The organism is Rhodococcus rhodnii NBRC 100604 (genome assembly GCF_001894925.1).
In the GTDB taxonomy this organism is placed as follows: Bacteria; Actinomycetota; Actinomycetes; order Mycobacteriales; family Mycobacteriaceae; genus Rhodococcus_F; species Rhodococcus_F rhodnii.
On the sequence record NZ_BCXD01000003.1, the window covers coordinates 363,319 to 381,115 of the forward strand.

The window sequence follows — 17,797 nt, forward strand, 5'->3', positions numbered from 1 at the left end:
TACCGAGAATGCTCTGATATATCTCATCTTCAACGAGCCCTCGTGACAGCGTCTTCTCGACGAGTTCCTCGAAACACGGCCAGTCGGGGTAGCCATACTTCTGCAGATCGCGAGCCCTCTGCTGTTCCACCTCCAGAGGATCCGCGTAATTTCGCGAGCGTGAAACCGCGCATGGTGACGAATCCCCGCAGCCATGCGTGTCCGCTCGTCGACCTACACCACTACCCGGGGCTTGACCCGGAGCGCTCGCGCAGTGGCGTCAGGGCAGTCGGCGCTACCGACAGGCGACGTGGTGTCCCCGGTGTCGGACAGCGTCGAACCACGCGGCTCTGACGCTCGCCCCGCTCAGCGGAGAGCCTTCTATACCTGTCCGAACACCAGAGCCCGCGGTTTCGCATCGCTGTGAGAGTGCGCTCACCTCGACCTCGCCATCGAAACCGCTCGCCCTCAGATCGGCGATCCGCGAATCGCGTCACTGTTCGACGACGAGGCGGTCGACTGCACGTAGTCGGCTACAAGTTCGATCAAGCCGTGTGACCGCGAACCCAGGGAGAAACAGTTGAGACCTGCGACTTCTCCTTTTGCGCCCCCGGCGCCGTCGATGACCACACTCCTCTGAAGTTGCACCCTGAATCAGAGAAAGCCAGATACTTTCGCACTCCACAAAGTGGCGTCATCGTTCGAAATAGTCACGCGAAACCGGACGGAGCAATCCTTCGCTGTAGTACTCGACTTTACAGCTCTCTGCAGATTCTGACGCCAATCTATCAGCAAGATCCATACCCCTTATATCTAGAGATCGAATTCGCTCTTGCGCACCCTCGCTGGCACGCTCGTTACGAGACATCTGGATGATTGGCTGGTAATCAGCGTTCCATTTTTCAAGGTCATCGACAAGGCCGCGTGGAGCATCCAACGACCTGACATCCACCGGGCCAGCACCCACTGCAGTAAGCCCCAGATGAGAATAGTCGGCCGACAACCGCAGATACTTCATGATTAGTTTGACCTCCATGTCCGGTGGAATATCAGGTTTCGATCTGGATTCAGAGCAATCTCGTACGACCCCGGCTTGCCGTCGAGAAACCCATCAGCCCTGTACATTAGTGACCCATCGGCCTGAGGTATTGGGTGCGACTGCAGGATTACATCGTCAAACGAGTACGGGAAGTTGTGACCGACGGGATCCTCCAACCCTCGCTCTCGTATTCGCGGATGGTAGTCGTACCCGTGGCTATACGCATCGGATGTGCACCCCTCCGGCACCAACCCCAGCGGATCACTCCACACCGTCGGGTTGTGCGGATAGCTGTTCGGGTTCGGTGATGGCGCGAGTCCCAAGGGATCGGGAGTGACGTACCGGGCCGTGTGCGGGTCGTAGTAGCGGTGCAGGTTGTAGTGCAGGCCCGTCTCGTCGTCGTGGTACTGCCCTGGGAATCGCAAGGGCGTTCCGGCCTCGCCCACCCAACTCGTGACGCCCCAGAGGCTGGCTCGCGAAGAACCGCCGACGGTGGCGGTCGCCGGGTCGATCAGCTCGGTCGGCGTCCCCACCAAGTCGGTCACGGTCGCGAAGAACTCGGCATCGACTGCACGCTGATCGGGGTCGACCGCTGCGCGAGTCTGCGTCAGCGGCGTATGCGTACCCGGCTGGTACGTCCACCGCGTCGCCACACCGGAGTTCCGTTGCTCGACCAACGTCGTGCCGTCCCAGGTGAACCGCGTCTCGTCGACCACCTCGCCGGCATCGTCGAGGCGGGTCTTGGCGACTCGCCGCCCGAGAGCGTCGTAGCTGTACCGCCACTGCGTCCCGTCGGGCGTCGTCACCCCGATCAACTGGTCGAAGGCGTCGTAGCGATAACTCCACACATCGGGCTTACGCGAGAGGCGCTTGGTTCGCTTGCGGATCAACCGCCCACGCACGTCGTAGTCGTACCGGTTCCGACCATCCTCGACGAGGAGGTTTCCGAGATACTCACGCCGATCAGGAGACTCGTCGGCGCCGCCGCTGATGATATTGCTCAGCGCGTCGTAGGTGTAGCGCTCGACCCCCGCTCCGTCCTCCACCACAGCGGTGATGCGACCCGCCGCATCGAGATCGAAATGACGTCGCAGCACGGAAGCCGTAGTGACGGACCGTCCCACGAGATAGCCGTCCGCGCGGTACTCGAACGTCTCCGTTCGGAGCGTTCGGGGCGACGACGTCGCGCCTCCCCCACCCAGATCGAGACTGAGCGACGACGCGGGATGGGCCGTCACCGTCTGATCGGTCAGTCGACTACGCGCGTCGTAGGCACGGTCGACGGCGATCTCACCGACACGCCACCCACTCAGGGCACCGACCGCCGTGTGCGTGAGATCGATCGGTCGCTCGTCGACGACGAGCGACCGAACACGGCCGAGTCCGTCCCAGTGCCACTCGGTGATGCCACCGCCGCCCGACTGCCGGTTAGTCCGCCGCGCATACGCGTCGTATCCGAACTGCAGGTCGACCGCACCGTCCACGCTCTGGGCCGCGAGCATCCCCTGCGCCGTGTAGTCGAACTCGACGCTGTTCACGGTTTCGTCGCCGATACCGCTGACGGCCGACAGCGTCCTGCCCGCGAGATCGTGCGTGAAACGCCGGAACTCACCGGTGTCGGCGCGAGTCTCCGTCAGCCGGCCGAGGACGTCGAACCGCTGACGACGGGCGATCCCGTCTGCGGAGGTGATCGTGACGACGCGCCCAGCCGCATCGTGGTTGTACGACGTTCGTGACCCGTTGACGTCGGTTTCGCCGCAGAGCCGGCCGTCGACGTCGTAGTCGTACGACCATGTCTGGCCGAGGGGATTCGTGACGGACACCAGACGCCGTTCGGTGTCCCACGTGTATGCGGTGACCGATCCGTCCGGGTCGGTGCGCGCCGCAAGGAGGTCGAATGCCCCGTACTCGTACCGTGTTTCGCCACCGACCGGATCGACGTGGCGGAGCAGATTGCCCTCACCGTCGTACTCCCACTTCTCTCGTGAGCCGTCCGGGTGAGTCCTCGCGGCGAGCTTGCCGCCCGCAGACCACCGCTGGGAGGTCACGTTTCCGTCCGGATCCGTCACCGCGATCGGACGCCCGAATCCGTCGCGTTCGATGCGCGTCGTCGCACCTCCGACGTCGACGATCGCGATAGGGAGGCCCGCTGCGTCGGTCTCGACGACGGTGCGGACACCGGTGGCTTCGGTGACCGAGGCGATGGCCCCCGTCGCAGCGTGCCCGTACTCCGTCCGGTTCCCCGCAGCATCGACCGTCGCGACGAGATCTCCCGCCTCGCTCCACTCCTGTCGCATGACGGTGCCGTCCGGGTGGCGGACGGTCGACGGCCGGTGCGGTGCGGCATAGTCGATCCGAATGTGCTCGCCGTCGGGTCGCGTGATATCGGCGACGTCACCGGACGGCGAATAGCGATAGCGAGTGATGGCACCGTCCGGTGCCGTCACGGTGAGCGGGTCGCGTCGTTCGTTGTAGTCGGTGTGCGTGTGCGCACCGCTGGGCGTCCTGACGTCTCGTAGCCGGAGGTCGCTGTCGAACCCGTACGCGGTCTGAGCACCGAAGGTGTTCGTCTCGACCGTCAGCGACCCGGTGCCGGTACCGACGTAGTCGTAACGCGCGGACATGATTCCCGCGGTCCCGTCCTGCGCGACGACGCGTCCCCGCTCGTCGTAGGTGTTGACCATTCGGTTGCCGTTGGAGTCCTGCCACGAGAGCATCCGGCCGTCGTCGTCGTAGTGGTAGCGCGTGGTGCCGCCGAATCCGTTGGTGACGGCGACGAGGTCTCCGGCTGCGTACGCGAACCAGCGGACCACCACAGGGTCCGGCGATTGCGAATCCACGACTGCGAGAGATACGACGCGTCCACCGCGGGCATCGACGAGGACCCGGTAGCCGCCGGAATGGTCGATCGCCGTCGGCGCTCCGTCCTCGCTGTAATGGAACCTGATCCGATTGCGGTGACGATCGGTCAGGGCGCTGAGGGACAGGTTGCCGAGCTCCGCATCCACGCCACCGAGCGACGGCTTCGGTGCGAAATACCACGTGATCTCGCGGTCCTCGTCGCGAACGGTGTATCCGCCTGTCTCCGTTCGCGACATCGTCCATCGCTGACGCGAATCCCGCGGCGAGACGGCCTCCCCCACGGCCGGCCGTGGGAAGACCACCACGACGCCGTCCTCGGCGACGAAGGTGACGTCCGGCCCCTCGACGACGACCCGCAGATCGAACAGCGACGACCAGCTGGGGCCGAACCAGCGGCCGAACCGATATCCGGATCGGTGCCGCCGCCCGAGAGCGAGAGGAAGGACACCGGACAGCGCGAGATCGACTTCGGGAAGCAGGAATTCGCCGGTGGCGGCGTCGACGGGATCGCGAACGCTCTCGACCTGGTTCTTCGTCTGGTCGGTCGCCGCGCCGGTGTCCTCCGCTGTTCGAGAGGCGCCGTCGTCGGCTTCAGCGAGTCCCTCGGGACTCGGATTCGGTTCCGGGTCGGGTCTGTCGGCGCTCGGCGCATCCGGCTCGTGCGGGACGGAGCTCGCCTCGGTCCGGGATGCATCACCCACATCACCACGATCGGGATGCGACGTATCGGGCAGATGCCGACCGGCATCCGCCACGTGATCGGCCATGCGCCCGGCGTCCGCGAAATCGCCGGCCATGTCGACCACGTGCATCGACGTTCGGGCACCGGCGACACCGGCCCCTGCTCCACCCGTCGCTGCAGTGAGAAGTGCGTCGCCCGTGAGGCTGCCCGCGAACTCGAACGGGTTCGCCTTCGCGTCCTCGACGAAGGCATCGACGACGGCGCCCGGATCGGCAGCCGCCACGACGAGCCCCGTGGACAGGTCGCTCATCCCTTCCATGTAGGCGGCGGGATGCGTCACGTTGTATGTGTCCAGCGGATTGATCTGGCGGACGAACTGCACGATGCTGGTCAGCCCGGTTGTGAGCCCCTTCGTGAACGCGACCTCCCCATGCTCGAGTACATCGTGCGCGTCGCTCAGGTTCGCGGCCATGCGCTGTGTGAACGGCGGCTCCTCGGGAGCGGCCTGTGCCTGCGCAGCGAGTGCTCCGGCGATGCGCCCGGCAGCGTTGTCCCGTTCCGTCCGCGCGGCGCGAAGGATCTCGACGGCATCGCGATAGACCGGCGTCCAGCTGTCGGTGAGCGTGGTGGCAGCGCGCTGCTCGCCGCTCAATGCGTTGTCCGCGTTCTTGACCTCGCGCTCGTGCTCCTCGGCCTGCTTCCAGCGCGCGATGGCGTCCGCTGCACGCGCCTGCGCGGCTTCGACCGCATAGGCCCACTCGGTCAGCGACCCCGCTGTCGCCGCCATGGCCTCGGCGGCCTCCTGCCACAGCTTCGGCTGCTGGTCGAAGACGGCGTCGAAGCTCTCGGCGGCATCGCCGCTCCAGCCTGCCGCATCCACCGCGCGGAGCGCACTTCCGGTCGAGTCGATGCTCGATCCCATCTCGGTGAGGGTCGACGCAGCTTCGTCGATCGCTCCGACGTCACCGCGAACGAGCTCGCGCGGATCTTCGGTCTGCCCCAGCTCGAGTTCGTCGACCGCGCCGCCGGTCGCGCTGGCGATGCTGTCGCCGATATCGGTCAGGGTGTCCGCGAGACCGTCGGCCCCCATCCCCCGCGCAAGACCCGCAACGGCGTCCAGACCGGAATCGGCGAGCTGCCCGCCCATCTCGATACCGGCCTCGACCGCGTCCTGGGCCGCGTCGCCGATCTTGTCGAGGCCGCCGATCACATCGTCCCACCCGAGCACCATCAGGTAATCCCCCCGCTCACCGGATCATTCACCGTTGACGATCGCCGCGGCTCGCTCGGCCGCCCCGGTGTCGTATCCCGCGTCCTCGTCACCGAGCATCGCTGCCAGCGGTGAGACGTTCGCGAGCGCCTGCGGACCGACCTCGTCGATGACCTCGCGATTGGTACGCACGTGCTCGAAGGCGTCGTCGAAGGATTCGGAGCTGTAGTCCGGATTCATCGCATGGTTGAAGGGATTGTCGGCGAACGTCTCGCCCCACGAGCGTTCGGAGATCTCGTCACCATCGAGGTGCGGATTGCCGAAGGCGTGCGTCCACATCGTCTTCAGCATCTCTTCGTTCGCTTGTTCCATCATGTGATAGCGGCCGGCCTGGAGATCCAGTACCTCCGCGATGTCGTTGGCTGCCCTGACCAGATGCCGCACACCCCACGCCCATCGCTCGGCGTACTCCTCCAGCGACTTCTGAACCGACTCGGCGCCTGCTTCCATCGGGGAGAGCGCGAGAGCCGAGAATCCGCGACCCGCGGCCGCGGTCTCACCGATGCCGAGGCCCGACAGCGAATCGATGATCGCTGTGATCCCCTCCGCCGCCTGATGGAGAACGGCAGGGTCGACGTTCAGTTCCGAGCTCATGACGGCTCGCCGGGCGTCGTCGGTTCGACACTGGGTGGGAACGCCATGGGGGCCGCGCCGAGCGCATCGACCATGACTCCCGTGGGACGGGTGAATCCGGCAGCGACCTCGTCCATGATCCGCCAGCCGTAGAGCGTGTGGAAACGTGCCTCGACCTCACCCTGGCGGGCGAGCGCGAACCTCGCGAACTCCGGTTCGCCGGTGAACGCAGGGATCCACCCGACGCCGCCGACCTCGCTACTCCAGACGCGGTCGTCGGCCGTGAGCGGGACGACGAGCACCGCCGACCGGAACGCGGAGAGCAGCGACGGGCCATGCCCGAACCCCTGGTAGAACGCATCGATCTCGATGCGCAGTCTCTCGCAGTTCACCGCTCTCCCCCTCGAGTCCCCCAGAACTCGGCCGACCGATCTGCGGAGCATAACAATCGTCTACGAGCCGGTGCGACGGTCTCGACAGCCGCGCGGCTTCAGCCTGCGTCGTCGTCGCACACGGTCTCGTGGCGACGCCGCAGTTCGTCCATGAGCGCCTGCCACGACGACGGTGTCTCGTACGCCAGCTCGCGCGCGCTGGCTGCCTTCGCCGGATCCGCCGGGCAATGCGTCGCTCCCCACTGCCCGATCGTCGCGAGGACGGGAACGAGGTCGATTCCCCGCTCGGTGAGGTGATAGACCGATTTCTGCTTGTGCCCGGGATCGCCCGAGCGCGTGACGATTCCGGCCGAGACGAGCCGTTCGAGCCGGTCCGCGAGGATGCTGCTGGTGATCTTCTCGTCCGACTCGCGCAGCAGCTCTCGGAAGTACCGCCTGTCGGCGAAGATCATGTCGCGAAGGATGAGCAACGTCCACCGGTCACCGAACAGCTCCACCGCCAGATTGACCGGGCAATCCGATCGATCGGTCACCGCCATCGCGTCTCCTTCGTCGTGTGCATTGTCGATGCCCGGCCGTCACTCCGCGTCGATGCGCCCTGCATAGTGGGCGATCTCCTCGGCCAGCAAGTCGGTGGTCGGCTCAGGCTGCGCGAGCATCGGCCAGTGTCCCCCGACGATGCTCCGTGTGCGCCAGTTCACGGCCCCATGTGCGGCTGCGGGCAACTCCTGCCAGGCATCCTCTGCGCCCGCTGCCGGGAGGGCCACATAGGTCGAGCGCTGATCGGTCACCGGGCGCGACAACACCGCGGCGTCGGTGACGGTCGAGCCCGGGTGCGCAGTGAAGCTCGCCGCCAGATGGTCACGGGCGTCCGGCGTCAGGTCCGGTTCCTCGTCGAGCATCGCCCGTGGCGGGGCCGCCCACAGATTCCCGTCGCGCTGAATGTCGGCGCGTTCCTGCTCGCGGGTGGCGCGCGAGTCGCCCCAGCCGTCGAGGAGCGAGAGGCCATCGGCCGGCAGGCAGCCTCCGATGTGGACGAGGCCGGCCACCGCATCGCCGAGTCGATCTGCCGCCTGCGCGGTCACCATCGAGGAGTACGAGTGCCCGACGAGAACGACGGGCTTCTCGGATGCCGTCACGATCGCCACCAGCGCGTCGACGTGGTCGGCAAGCCGAACCTCGGCGATCTCGGCGTCCGGTAGGCCGGCCGCGAGCCCGGGCAAGGTCATCGTCCGCGCCGCGAACCCACGCTCACGGAGTCGCGCCACCGTCGGCTCCCAGATCCACGAGCCCATCCACGCCCCGGGTACCGCCAGGGTCGTCACTGTCGATGCGTTCATCACGCCTCCCACCGGTTGCATTTCCGAACTGGTTCGAGCATGACATAACCGATCGCGAAATACGAGCAGTTTCCGTTCACGTCGATCCCGCGCCGCCCCTGTCGACGTCCTCCGCGAACTAGGGTCGTACGAGACTCGGCGACGAGCGCACGACGACCGGGAGGAGCGGACGTGCCCCGTACAGGCTGATGCACACGGCTGCGAGCCACGCCGACCCCGAGTACCGCTAGCGTCGAATCACGACACACGAACGAGAAGCCCGGGAGGAACGACAGCGTGCGATCACCCGTCCCCGATTACCTGGCCGAGGTCCTCGACGCGTGCAGCGCGGACGAGAGCGGCGCCCCTGCCGACTACATCCCGGAACTGGCGGCAGCCGACCCCGATCGGTTCGGGGTGTGCCTGACGATGTCGGACGGCGAGGTCTACACCGCGGGCGACGCCGATGTCCCCTTCTCGATCCAGTCGATCTCGAAGCCCTTCGCGTACGCGATCGCTCTCGAGGACGCGGGGATCGACGACGTCCTCGCTCACGTCGGCGTCGAGCCGAGCGGCGAGCCGTTCAATCAGATCTCACTCGAGACGGACACGGGCCGCCCGAAGAATCCGATGATCAACGCCGGCGCCATCGCGACGCACTCGCTGATCGGTTCGGAGGACGGCACGGCTGCGGCCCGCGAACGCCGCGTTCTCGACGTGTTCTCCGCCGCCGCGGGCCGCGAACTCAGCATCGACGAGAGTGTCGCGGAATCCGAGATGTCCACGGCCTACCGCAATCTCGCGATCGCGAACCTGCTGCGCGGCTACGACGTCCTCACCACCGAACCGTCCGACGCCGTGCTCGGGTACGTACGCCAGTGTTCGATCTCCGTCACGACGCGCGATCTCGCGATGATGGCCGCGACGCTGGCGACGGGCGGCATACAACCGAACACCGGCGAACGTGTCTTCTCCCTCGCCGCGACCCGCTACGCGCTCAGCGTGATGTCGACGTGCGGAATGTACGACGCCTCCGGGGAATGGATGACGCGCGTCGGGATCCCGTCGAAGAGCGGCGTCTCGGGCGGCCTCATCGGTTCCCTGCCGGGCCAACTCGGCGTCGCGACGTTCTCGCCGCGTCTGGATTCCCGCGGCAACAGCGTGCGCGGAATCGAACTGTTCGAGCGGTTGTCGCGCGACATGGGGATGCACCTCATGGAGGCACCCAGTCAGGCGGTCTCCGGGCTGCGCGGACGGTACGAACGGGTGGACGACTCACGTGCGATCGAGGTCGTCGAACTGCAGGGCGAGATGCAGTTCTCGTCCGCGGAGGGCGCGGTCCGCCGGTTCACCGATATCGAACCCGGCGACAACACCGTCGTCATGGATCTGAGCCGCGTGCATTCCGTCAACGACGTCGCGCGCCGCGTCCTCCTCGAGGTCGTGCGCCGCCTCGGGCTCGACGGTCACGAGGTCGTCCTCGTCGATCCCGACTCCGTCCTTCCCGACCCCGATCGCGGTGACGGCGTGCGCCCGCGCGTCGTGAACTCCACCGACGAGGTCTGACGCGCACAGTCGCGCCCCGGTGGACGTGAGCGGGCCTTAACGCAACCCTCACGCGCCTTCACGCCGTGGTCACGTGGCGTTCGTATCGTCCCGAACGACCGGTTCGTACGGCTACGCCGCCCCGCGGCGGCCACGAAGGAGCGACGCCTTGTCCTATGTGAGTCCACCCGAGTTCGCCGAGAAGATGGTCGACGCCGGCCAGACGAAGGCGCTGATGTCGACGCGCGACACCCTCATCCGCTCGTACATGGCGGGTGCCATCCTCGGACTCGCCGCAGCGTTCGCGGTCACCATCACGGTGCAGACCGGCAACGCCCTCCTCGGCGCGGTGCTGTTCCCCGTCGGATTCTGCATGCTGTATCTGCTGGGCTTCGACCTGCTCACGGGCGTGTTCACGCTCGTTCCGCTGTCGTGGCTCGCGAAGCGCCCCGGGGTGACGTTCGGCGCGATGATGCGCAACTGGGGGCTCGTGTTCGTGGGAAACTTCGCCGGCGCCATCACGACGGCGGTCATGATCGCGATCACGCTCACCTACGGCTTCTCGGTCGATCCGAACGAGGTCGGCCAGCAGCTGGGCACGATCGGCGAGAGCCGCACCGTGGGCTACGCCGAGTACGGCGCCGCGGGAATGCTCACGCTCTTCGTCCGTGCCGTCATGTGCAACTGGATGGTCTCGACGGGCGTCGTCGGCGCGATGATGTCGAAGTCCGTGTCGGGCAAGGTGCTGTGCATGTGGATGCCCGTCATGGTGTTCTTCTACATGGGCTTCGAGCACAGCATCGTCAACATGTTCCTGTTCCCGGCAGGATTGATGATGGGCGGGGACTTCGACTTCACCGACTATCTGATCTGGAACGAGATTCCCACGGTGATCGGCAATCTCGTCGGTGGCCTCACCTTCGTCGGCGGCATGATCTACGCGACGCACTTCCGTACGGCACCGCAGCGCACCCCGAAGAACGCCGCGGCGCCGGACGAGCGGGCGAGCGTCGACGCGTGAACGACGGTGGGCACCCGCGTCAGTCGACGCCGGGTGCCCACGGCCGGATCCTGACGCACGACGCCGCCGGATCGGCCCGATCTCCCGGTCCGCGGGACCGGGGGCGCCGCGCCGCCGTAGGCTCGATTCGTGTCCGGCTCCCCCACCGTCCTCGTCGTCGACGCCGCGAACGTCGTCGGTTCACGCCCCGACGGATGGTGGCGCGATCGCCGGGGGGCCAACGAGCGACTGCGCGACGCCCTCGTCGGCGTCGCCGAGCGGGGCGTTGCGGGTCTCGCGCCGCCGCTGTCCGTGGTGCTGATCGTCGAGGGTGCTGCGCGCGGTATCGACTCCGTGCCGGACGTCGAGGTCGTCAGCGCGCCGGCCTCGGGCGACGATCGCATCGTCGAGTTCGTGCGTGATTCGTCCGGCGAATGCGTCGTGGTCACGGCCGATCGTGAGTTGCGGTCGAGGGTCGAGGCGCTCGGTGCGCGTGTGCTGGGACCGCAGAGCGTCCGATGAGATCCAGGAACAACGTGGCTCGTTCGATGTTGAACGACTCATGAAGAAGATCGGGTTCCTCTCGTTCGGGCACTGGAGCGACGCTGCGGGGTCGGCGACACGCAGCGCGTCGGATTCTCTGCTGCAGGCGATCGAGCTCGCCGTCGCCGCGGAGGAGGTGGGTGTCGACGGCGCCTACTTCCGGGTGCACCATTTCGCGCGCCAACAGGGATCGCCGTTTCCGCTGCTCGCTGCGATCGGCGCGCGGACGTCGCGCATCGAGATCGGCACCGGCGTGATCGACATGCGCTACGAGAACCCGCTGTACTTCGCGGAGGACGCGGGAGCGGCCGACCTCATCTCCGGCGGACGGCTTCAGTTGGGAGTGAGCCGCGGATCGCCGGAGCAGGTGCTCGAGGGCTACAAGTACTTCGGTTACGTGCCCGGCGACGGCGAGTCCGACGCGGACATGGCGCGCCGGCACACCGCGGTGATGCTCGACGCGGTCTCGGGGGTCGCGTTCGCCGAGCCGAACCCGAATCCGATGTCCCCCCACCCCGGCGGACCGCTGCGCATCGAACCGCACTCCCCTGGTCTGCGCGAACGCATCTGGTGGGGTGCAGGGACTCGCGCCACCGCGGTGTGGGCAGCCGAGCAGGGCATGAACCTCATGTCCTCGACGCTGCTGACCGAGGACAGCGGCGTGCCGTTCCACGTCGCACAGGCGCAGCAGATCGCTGCCTTCCGTGAGGCATGGAAGGCAGCCGGCCACGAGTGGGAACCGCGAACCTCGGTCAGCCGCAGCATCTTCCCCATCACCACCGATCTCGACCGCGCCTACTTCGGGCGCGAACGCAACAGCTCCGACCAGGTCGGCCACATCGACGGTGGCGTCGGCGTCTTCGGCCGCAGCTACGCAGGTGAGCCGGACGAGCTGATCGAGAAGCTCGCCGGCGACGAGGCAATCGCGGCCGCCGACACCCTGCTGCTCACGATCCCCAACCAACTCGGCGTCGAGTACAACGCGCATGTGCTTGAGAGCATCGTCAAGGACGTCGCGCCCGGGCTCGGCTGGCGGTAGCCCATAGAGGCCGACGATGGGTAGGCTCCGCGTCACACACGACGATCCGGGGGGCGCTGTGACCATGAAATCCGGCAGGGACGATCTCACTTTCGAGGGTGGGTACTACGTCTACGGGCTGATCGATCCATTCGAGTTGATGCGTACTCAGAACGAGCTACTCAGCGTGTTCTACGTGGGCAAGGGGAAGGACCTCCGCTGGGAGCAGCATCAGAAGGACGTACGCAAGACACTCGAGTCGGAGTTGTTGCTGCTGGAGCGAATCGGTTCGAAGGCTGAACGCATCCGCAAGATCCTGGAGCGCGGCGGGACCGTATCTGCCGTGCGCCTCAGCGGCGGCTACGAGAACTCGGACGATGCGTACCGCGCCGAAAGCCTGGCGATCGATCTCGTCGGCGACCTACTCCGCGCAGCCGGCCGCCCGCCGTTGACCAACGCACAACCCGGACACCACGCGGGCTTCATCCCTCTCGGCGAGCACTTTCGGTTCGTCACGTCCGAAGACATGGACATTCCCCCGGCGAATGGTCGCGGCAACGTCCCGCGAGGCGATCACGCGCTCCTCGTCAAAGGCACCGCGGAGCAGTTCGTCAACGCCGGACACCGCCTTCTCACCGACGTCGAACTGCCGGCCGCGCTGGAACCCCACCGCTCTCGCTTGAAGCTCCTCGACGACAGCGCCGAGGCCGTCGACACCGCCGACCACGAGATAGTCCGTCCCGGATGGGATTCCGACAACCCGTGGAACGACAATCAGGCACGCGACCGGGCACGCCGGTACTGGAAACTCGGCGTCGACAGGGCGGCAGGATGGCTGGCGGATCCCGAGAGCGCCCCCGCCGTCGTGCTTCTCGGAATCCCCGATGGAGCGAAAACCGTGGTCCGCTACGCATGGGAGTTGCAGCAGTCGGGGACGTGGGAGTTCTTCCCAGCGTCGCGCTTGTGGGGCGTACCACTCGGGCGGCGACTCCACAGCCACCGAGCGCTGGGCCGTGCGCTGTACGAGGACCGCGACGGCAGACGCGTGCAAGTCCTCGCCAACCACGTCGCAGGTTGGCGGACACTGCAACTCTGACCTCCTGTCACCAGCCCCGACGCCCAGCGACCGGCATCGCCCGGAGCGCCGACCGTCGCTGTCACCGTTGTCCGATACGGTTCGGTGAACTTGAAGCTTCATCCGAGGCGAATCGGCAGCGGTGGAGATCGCGAACGGCACGAGGGGGACGACGATGCGGCGAGTAGCGCTGCGTGGACACATCACGGTGGCGGCGGTACTAGCAGTCGGCGTGGGTGCTGCCGGGCTCGCCGCACTGGACGGAACGCCACGCGCGAACGAGAGCGCGACATCGCTCGTCGCGTCGATCACCGAATGCCACGACATGGTCGGCATCTCGATCTCCGGCCGGGGCAACGGACTTTCGAAGCTCGAGGAGACGGACTCACGCTGGCTGCTCGACGCGAACGGTGACCGGCTTCCCGCCTCGACGCATTTCGACGACGGCTGGCTCGACCGGATCCACGCCGCGCAGGAGGAGGCGGCGGGGCCGGGTTCGTACGCGATGGTGTCGATCGGCTATCCCGCGAACATGGGCACGTACCACGAGTCCGTCACGACGGGAGTCTCGAACGCCGAGCACGTGATGCGGGCGATCGCGGCCACCTGCCCGAACACCCGGTTCGCGATCGTCGGGTACAGCATGGGCGCCGACGTCGCGCGCCGGCTCGCGATGAACATCGGGAATCAGGCGACATCGGTCGCCCACACCATCGTCGATCCGAATTCCGTTCTCGGAGTTGTGATCATCGCGGACCCAGGCCGCTCGGCCGGCGAGGGGCCGTTTCCGGGGGCGCGCGATCCCTTCCGGTCCCCCGACGGCTACGACGTCGCCTACCAGCAGCACGACACTCCGACCTCGGGGCAGGGTGCGCTGACCGGCACCGCCGGATCCTTCGGCGCGCTCGCGGGGCGTGTGGCGTCGTTCTGCTCGGAGGGCGATCTCACGTGCGCCGCACCCGAGAACGCCGCGCTCGTCTCGCTGGTCGTCAATCTCGCACTGCAGATGCACATCGACTCGATCGAGTTCTACGGACCGACGCCGGACACCGCCGCCGAGTTCACCCACGTCCTCACCCGCGCATTCGGTGCCGCGTTCGACGAATTCGCAGCACAACCGAACTGGCTCGCGACGGACGAGACCTTCCTCGACGTCCTCGTCACGGTCTCCGATCCCGCGTACGTCGCGCGCGAGTACCCCGAGCGGACCCCCGCCGAGAGCGCCGCACGAGTCGCCTCGATCGTGCATCTGCCGCGCAAACTCCTGCTCGAGGTGAGCGGGCTGGTGCTGGACAATCGCGGCACGATCGACTTCCTCATGACCGATGCCTACGAGCAGACGTTCGCGCCCATCACCGGCCATCATTTCGACTACTGGCACGACGCCGAACCCGACGCCGGCCGGACGTCCTCCGTCGACTACGCCGCCGCTTGGCTGGCGCACCTCGCGGCACAGGCGAGCACCCGGGCCGCGGGACCAGAACTCGCGTCGGCCGATCGCCCAGCACCCGACGTCACCGAACCCCACCCGATGCCGGACGAGGCCTCCTCCGCGGACGCCGCATCGTCCGCGGGCGACTTTCCGGACGACGCGCGGTCCGCCGACGACGAGATCTCCGCAGGGGACGACCGCAGCCCCGCCGCGAACCTCGACGCACTGAACAACGACGCACTCAACAACGACACCCGGGACAGCGACCCACAGGACAGCGACGCCCACGAAGGTGCGCGCATCGAGGAGGACGCGACGGATCCGCCCGACGAACGAGGCGCTATGCCGGTGAGAGAAGACCGAGATTGGGACTACGAGTACCAACGCCCCTGATGCGCGAGGACAAGGTCCCGATATCGTCGTGGATCTCGTTGCACCCCTTGCCCTTCATCCAGGCACACGGCGATGCTCATGGGGCGCGTCGTTCCGCCCGTCGACCCTTCCGCGAGATGCGCGCCGCCGATCACCAGCGACGTCCACCACGAAAGGGCCCAGCACCCGATGAACACGTCGACACTCGTCCTCGTCTGGCTGCTCTGCGCGTCCCTCGCCGGTGACGCACTGCTGTCGTTGCGGCCACCGACGTTCATCTCGGACTGTTTGCACGGGGTCGGCTTCCCGCGCGAGTGGTGGTGGACGCTCGTCGTCATCAAGGCGCTCGCTGCGATCGGGCTCGCGGTCGGTGCACTGCGAAACGATCCCGGTGTCGCAGCGACGGTCGCGATCGGAACAACCGCCTACTTCGGGTCGGCTGCGATCACCCACATCCGTGCGCGCTTCACCGGGAGCGCCTTCTGGATCAACTGTCTCGCGATGCTGCTGCTGTCGACCCTGACCGCCGGCGTCACCGTCGCCGCCTACCTCTGATTCGACGCCGGCCGTGCGCAGCCGGCGCGCGCAGCCCACCCAAACACGAGCACGAGACTCGAATTACACCCTGCACGTGCATATTTCGTATCGCACGATCTCTCGTCGCGGATCCGGGATCGCTTGTACGATGCGACGGTGTTTCCTCCGCCAAGGGGACGGCGGCCCCGGCGAGTTCAGCCGACGCACGGCACGGCGCGCACGCCGAAGCGTCTGCTCGTGTCGACGAGTTCGATCGCCGTCGCCACGCTGGCGAGCCGAATCACCGGTTTCGCGAAGCAGGTGCTGCTGCTCACCGTGCTCGGCGTCCAGATCGCCAGCCCGTTCACGGTCGCCGTTCAGATACCCACGATGGTCTCCGAGCTTCTACTGGGCGCCGTCCTGACCGCGATCGTGGTGCCCGTCCTCGTCCGGGCCGAGCGTGAGGATGCCGACGACGGCGCAGCCTTCGTTCGTCGGTTGTTCACTGCGGCACTGCTGATCCTCGGAGTCGGCGTCGTCGCAACGACACTGGCGGCACCGTATCTGGTGCGACACGTTCTGCTTCCTCCCGACGGTGAGGTCGACGTCGCCCTGGCCACCGCGCTCGCGTACCTGGCGCTGCCCTCGATCCTTCTCTACGGCGTTGCCGCGCTCTTCACGGCGATACTCAACACACGCGAGGATTTCGCTCCAGGCGCATGGGCGCCGGTGGCGAACAATCTGGTCGTCCTGGCGGTCCTCGCAACGTATGTGCTGGCCCCGGGCGAGATCTCGCTCGATCCGGTGCGTATGGGTGATACGAAACTGCTGATCCTGGGTGTCGGCAGCACTCTCGGTGCGGCAGCGCAACTGGTCACCGTGGCGCTCGCCGTACGACGTCGGCGCATCGATCTGCGCCCGCTCCGGGGAGTCGACGATCGACTGCGGCAGTTCGCCGGTATGGCATGCGCGATCGTGGTGTACGTGCTGATCGGACAGGTCGGGCTGATCGTGACGAACCACATCTCGGCCGCCCACGACGTGGGCGGACCGGCGATCTATGCGAATGCCTGGGCACTGCTGCAGCTTCCGTACGGAGTGCTCGGAGTCACGATCCTGACGGCGATCATGCCGCGGCTCAGCCGGCACGCAGCGTCGGGTGACGCGAACGACGTGATCGGCGACCTGTCGACTACGATGCGCCTCACGTTGATGTCGCTCGTCCCCGTTGCGGGTTTCCTCACCGTCGCGGGCCCACAGATCGGCGAAGCCCTCTTCGGGTACGGGAACTTCCGAGACGACGCCGAGCGACTGGGCGATGCCGTGCGGTGGTCGGCGTTCACGCTCGTCCCCTACTCGCTCGTCCTGGTCCATCTGCGAGTGTTCTACGCCCGCGGGCAGGCATGGATGCCGACGTGGATCGTGCTCGGCATCACGGCTGTCAAGATCGGCTGCGCTGTGGTGGTGCCGCTCGTGGCGGCGGCTCCCGATCTGGTCGTCCCGATGCTGGGCGCCGCCAACGGGATCGGCTACGCCGTCGGTGCGATCGTCGGATGGGTGCTGCTCACTCGGTCGATGGGCGCGATGACGCTGGACGGAGTTCGCCGCACGATGGGCGTCGCTGTCGGCGCGACGCTCGCGGGAGCATCGGTGAATCTTCTCGCGGATGCTGCGATCGGGCGCGTCGCACTGCCCGACGCGTTCGAGCGATGGGATGCCCCGCTCCATGTCGTCGCCGACGGCCTCGTCTTCGCCGTCGTGACGGCGTCTCTGATGTATGCCGCGGGGCTCCCCGAACTGCGGATGATCCGAGACGTCGTGCGGCGATCCCGGCCCGGTTCGCCGGAGATGCGCGACACGGAGGCGGCACCGACCGCGGTCCTCTCACTCGACGAGATTCGGTCGCTCGCCGCGCTCGACCGAGCCCGGTGGATCGCGAGCAGCGAGACTCCCTTGCCGCGCCGACATCCACCGTGATTCACCGACTCGTCGACGTCACACTCCGCCGTCACCGTGCTGGACGGCGGCGATGGTGCCGGCGATGTCGAGCCACAGTCCGAATCTGCCCGATGCGGTCGTCGTTCCACACGACGGCGGGATCGGGTTCGATCCACGCCACGAGCAACCCGACGGCCGCCAGAGTCTCGCTGCTCCAGGCCGCCGGTGTCGTCGAGCCTAAC

General features: G+C 67.0%; 14 protein-coding genes. 8 read left to right on the forward strand and 6 right to left on the reverse strand.

All coding sequences use genetic code 11. From position 1 onward, the window contains the following. Positions 1 to 673: 673 nt before the first annotated feature. The 6 genes from RR1_RS21825 to RR1_RS03985 form a co-directional block, all read right to left on the reverse strand. Positions 674 to 1,015: an immunity protein CdiI family protein gene (locus RR1_RS21825; protein ID WP_143153687.1), complete on the reverse strand. Its 342-nt coding sequence runs from the start codon at positions 1,013 to 1,015 to the stop codon at positions 674 to 676. After that, the gene (locus RR1_RS03965) at positions 1,000 to 5,793 is read right to left on the reverse strand and encodes a putative T7SS-secreted protein (protein ID WP_010838785.1); all 4,794 of its coding nucleotides are present in this window, start codon (positions 5,791 to 5,793) and stop codon (positions 1,000 to 1,002) included. The genes RR1_RS21825 and RR1_RS03965 overlap by 16 nt, the downstream gene beginning before the upstream one ends. Before the next feature lie 24 nt (positions 5,794 to 5,817). After that, positions 5,818 to 6,426, reverse strand: coding sequence for a hypothetical protein (locus tag RR1_RS03970; RefSeq protein ID WP_010838784.1), 609 nt, complete (start codon positions 6,424 to 6,426; stop codon positions 5,818 to 5,820). Further along, positions 6,423 to 6,797: a peptidylprolyl isomerase gene (locus RR1_RS03975; protein WP_010838783.1), complete on the reverse strand. Its 375-nt coding sequence runs from the start codon at positions 6,795 to 6,797 to the stop codon at positions 6,423 to 6,425. Before RR1_RS03975 ends, RR1_RS03970 begins: the two co-directional genes overlap by 4 nt. Before the next feature lie 98 nt (positions 6,798 to 6,895). Then, positions 6,896 to 7,336, reverse strand: a complete 441-nt coding sequence (locus RR1_RS03980) for a winged helix-turn-helix transcriptional regulator (RefSeq protein WP_010838782.1) — start codon at positions 7,334 to 7,336, stop codon at positions 6,896 to 6,898. Between the two features lie 39 nt (positions 7,337 to 7,375). After that, on the reverse strand, positions 7,376 to 8,137 hold the full coding sequence (locus RR1_RS03985) for an alpha/beta fold hydrolase (RefSeq protein WP_169847020.1): 762 nt from the start codon (positions 8,135 to 8,137) through the stop codon (positions 7,376 to 7,378). A gap of 276 nt (positions 8,138 to 8,413) precedes the next feature. Here RR1_RS03985 and RR1_RS03990 point away from each other — a divergent pair, with 276 nt between their 5' ends. The 8 genes from RR1_RS03990 (at position 8,414) to murJ (ending at position 17,594) form a co-directional block, all read left to right on the forward strand. Beyond that, complete coding sequence (locus RR1_RS03990; RefSeq protein ID WP_010838779.1) at positions 8,414 to 9,682, forward strand: glutaminase; 1,269 nt, start codon at positions 8,414 to 8,416, stop codon at positions 9,680 to 9,682. A gap of 148 nt (positions 9,683 to 9,830) precedes the next feature. Continuing rightward, positions 9,831 to 10,682, forward strand: coding sequence for a formate/nitrite transporter family protein (locus tag RR1_RS03995; protein WP_040773811.1), 852 nt, complete (start codon positions 9,831 to 9,833; stop codon positions 10,680 to 10,682). 129 nt (positions 10,683 to 10,811) lie between these two features. Next, the gene (locus RR1_RS04000; RefSeq protein WP_010838777.1) at positions 10,812 to 11,183 is read left to right on the forward strand and encodes a PIN domain-containing protein; all 372 of its coding nucleotides are present in this window, start codon (positions 10,812 to 10,814) and stop codon (positions 11,181 to 11,183) included. 40 nt (positions 11,184 to 11,223) lie between these two features. Next, positions 11,224 to 12,243: an LLM class flavin-dependent oxidoreductase gene (locus RR1_RS04005; protein ID WP_040773808.1), complete on the forward strand. Its 1,020-nt coding sequence runs from the start codon at positions 11,224 to 11,226 to the stop codon at positions 12,241 to 12,243. A gap of 64 nt (positions 12,244 to 12,307) precedes the next feature. Then, on the forward strand, positions 12,308 to 13,318 hold the full coding sequence (locus RR1_RS04010; RefSeq protein ID WP_040773805.1) for a GIY-YIG nuclease family protein: 1,011 nt from the start codon (positions 12,308 to 12,310) through the stop codon (positions 13,316 to 13,318). A gap of 121 nt (positions 13,319 to 13,439) precedes the next feature. Beyond that, positions 13,440 to 15,122 (forward strand): cutinase family protein, encoded by a 1,683-nt coding sequence (locus RR1_RS04015; protein ID WP_010838774.1) that lies wholly within the window; start codon positions 13,440 to 13,442, stop codon positions 15,120 to 15,122. Between the two features lie 168 nt (positions 15,123 to 15,290). Further along, a complete protein-coding gene (locus RR1_RS04020) occupies positions 15,291 to 15,656 on the forward strand; it encodes a DoxX family protein (RefSeq protein ID WP_010838773.1) in 366 nt (121 codons plus the stop codon). 138 nt (positions 15,657 to 15,794) lie between these two features. Then, on the forward strand, positions 15,795 to 17,594 hold the full coding sequence (gene murJ, locus RR1_RS04025) for a murein biosynthesis integral membrane protein MurJ (protein WP_143153688.1): 1,800 nt from the start codon (positions 15,795 to 15,797) through the stop codon (positions 17,592 to 17,594). Positions 17,595 to 17,797: the final 203 nt, after the last annotated feature.

Bases quoted from the DNA above. Each gene is read 5' to 3' on its own strand.
- RR1_RS21825 (WP_143153687.1), bottom strand. From the start codon at position 1,015: ATGGAGGTCAAACTAATCATGAAGTATCTGCGGTTGTCGGCCGACTAT.
- RR1_RS03965 (WP_010838785.1), bottom strand. From the start codon at position 5,793: ATGGTGCTCGGGTGGGACGATGTGATCGGCGGCCTCGACAAGATCGGC.
- RR1_RS03970 (WP_010838784.1), bottom strand. From the start codon at position 6,426: ATGAGCTCGGAACTGAACGTCGACCCTGCCGTTCTCCATCAGGCGGCG.
- RR1_RS03980 (WP_010838782.1), bottom strand. From the start codon at position 7,336: ATGGCGGTGACCGATCGATCGGATTGCCCGGTCAATCTGGCGGTGGAG.
- RR1_RS03985 (WP_169847020.1), bottom strand. From the start codon at position 8,137: ATGAACGCATCGACAGTGACGACCCTGGCGGTACCCGGGGCGTGGATG.
- RR1_RS04005 (WP_040773808.1), top strand. From the start codon at position 11,224: ATGAAGAAGATCGGGTTCCTCTCGTTCGGGCACTGGAGCGACGCTGCG.
- RR1_RS04010 (WP_040773805.1), top strand. From the start codon at position 12,308: ATGAAATCCGGCAGGGACGATCTCACTTTCGAGGGTGGGTACTACGTC.
- RR1_RS04020 (WP_010838773.1), top strand. From the start codon at position 15,291: ATGAACACGTCGACACTCGTCCTCGTCTGGCTGCTCTGCGCGTCCCTC.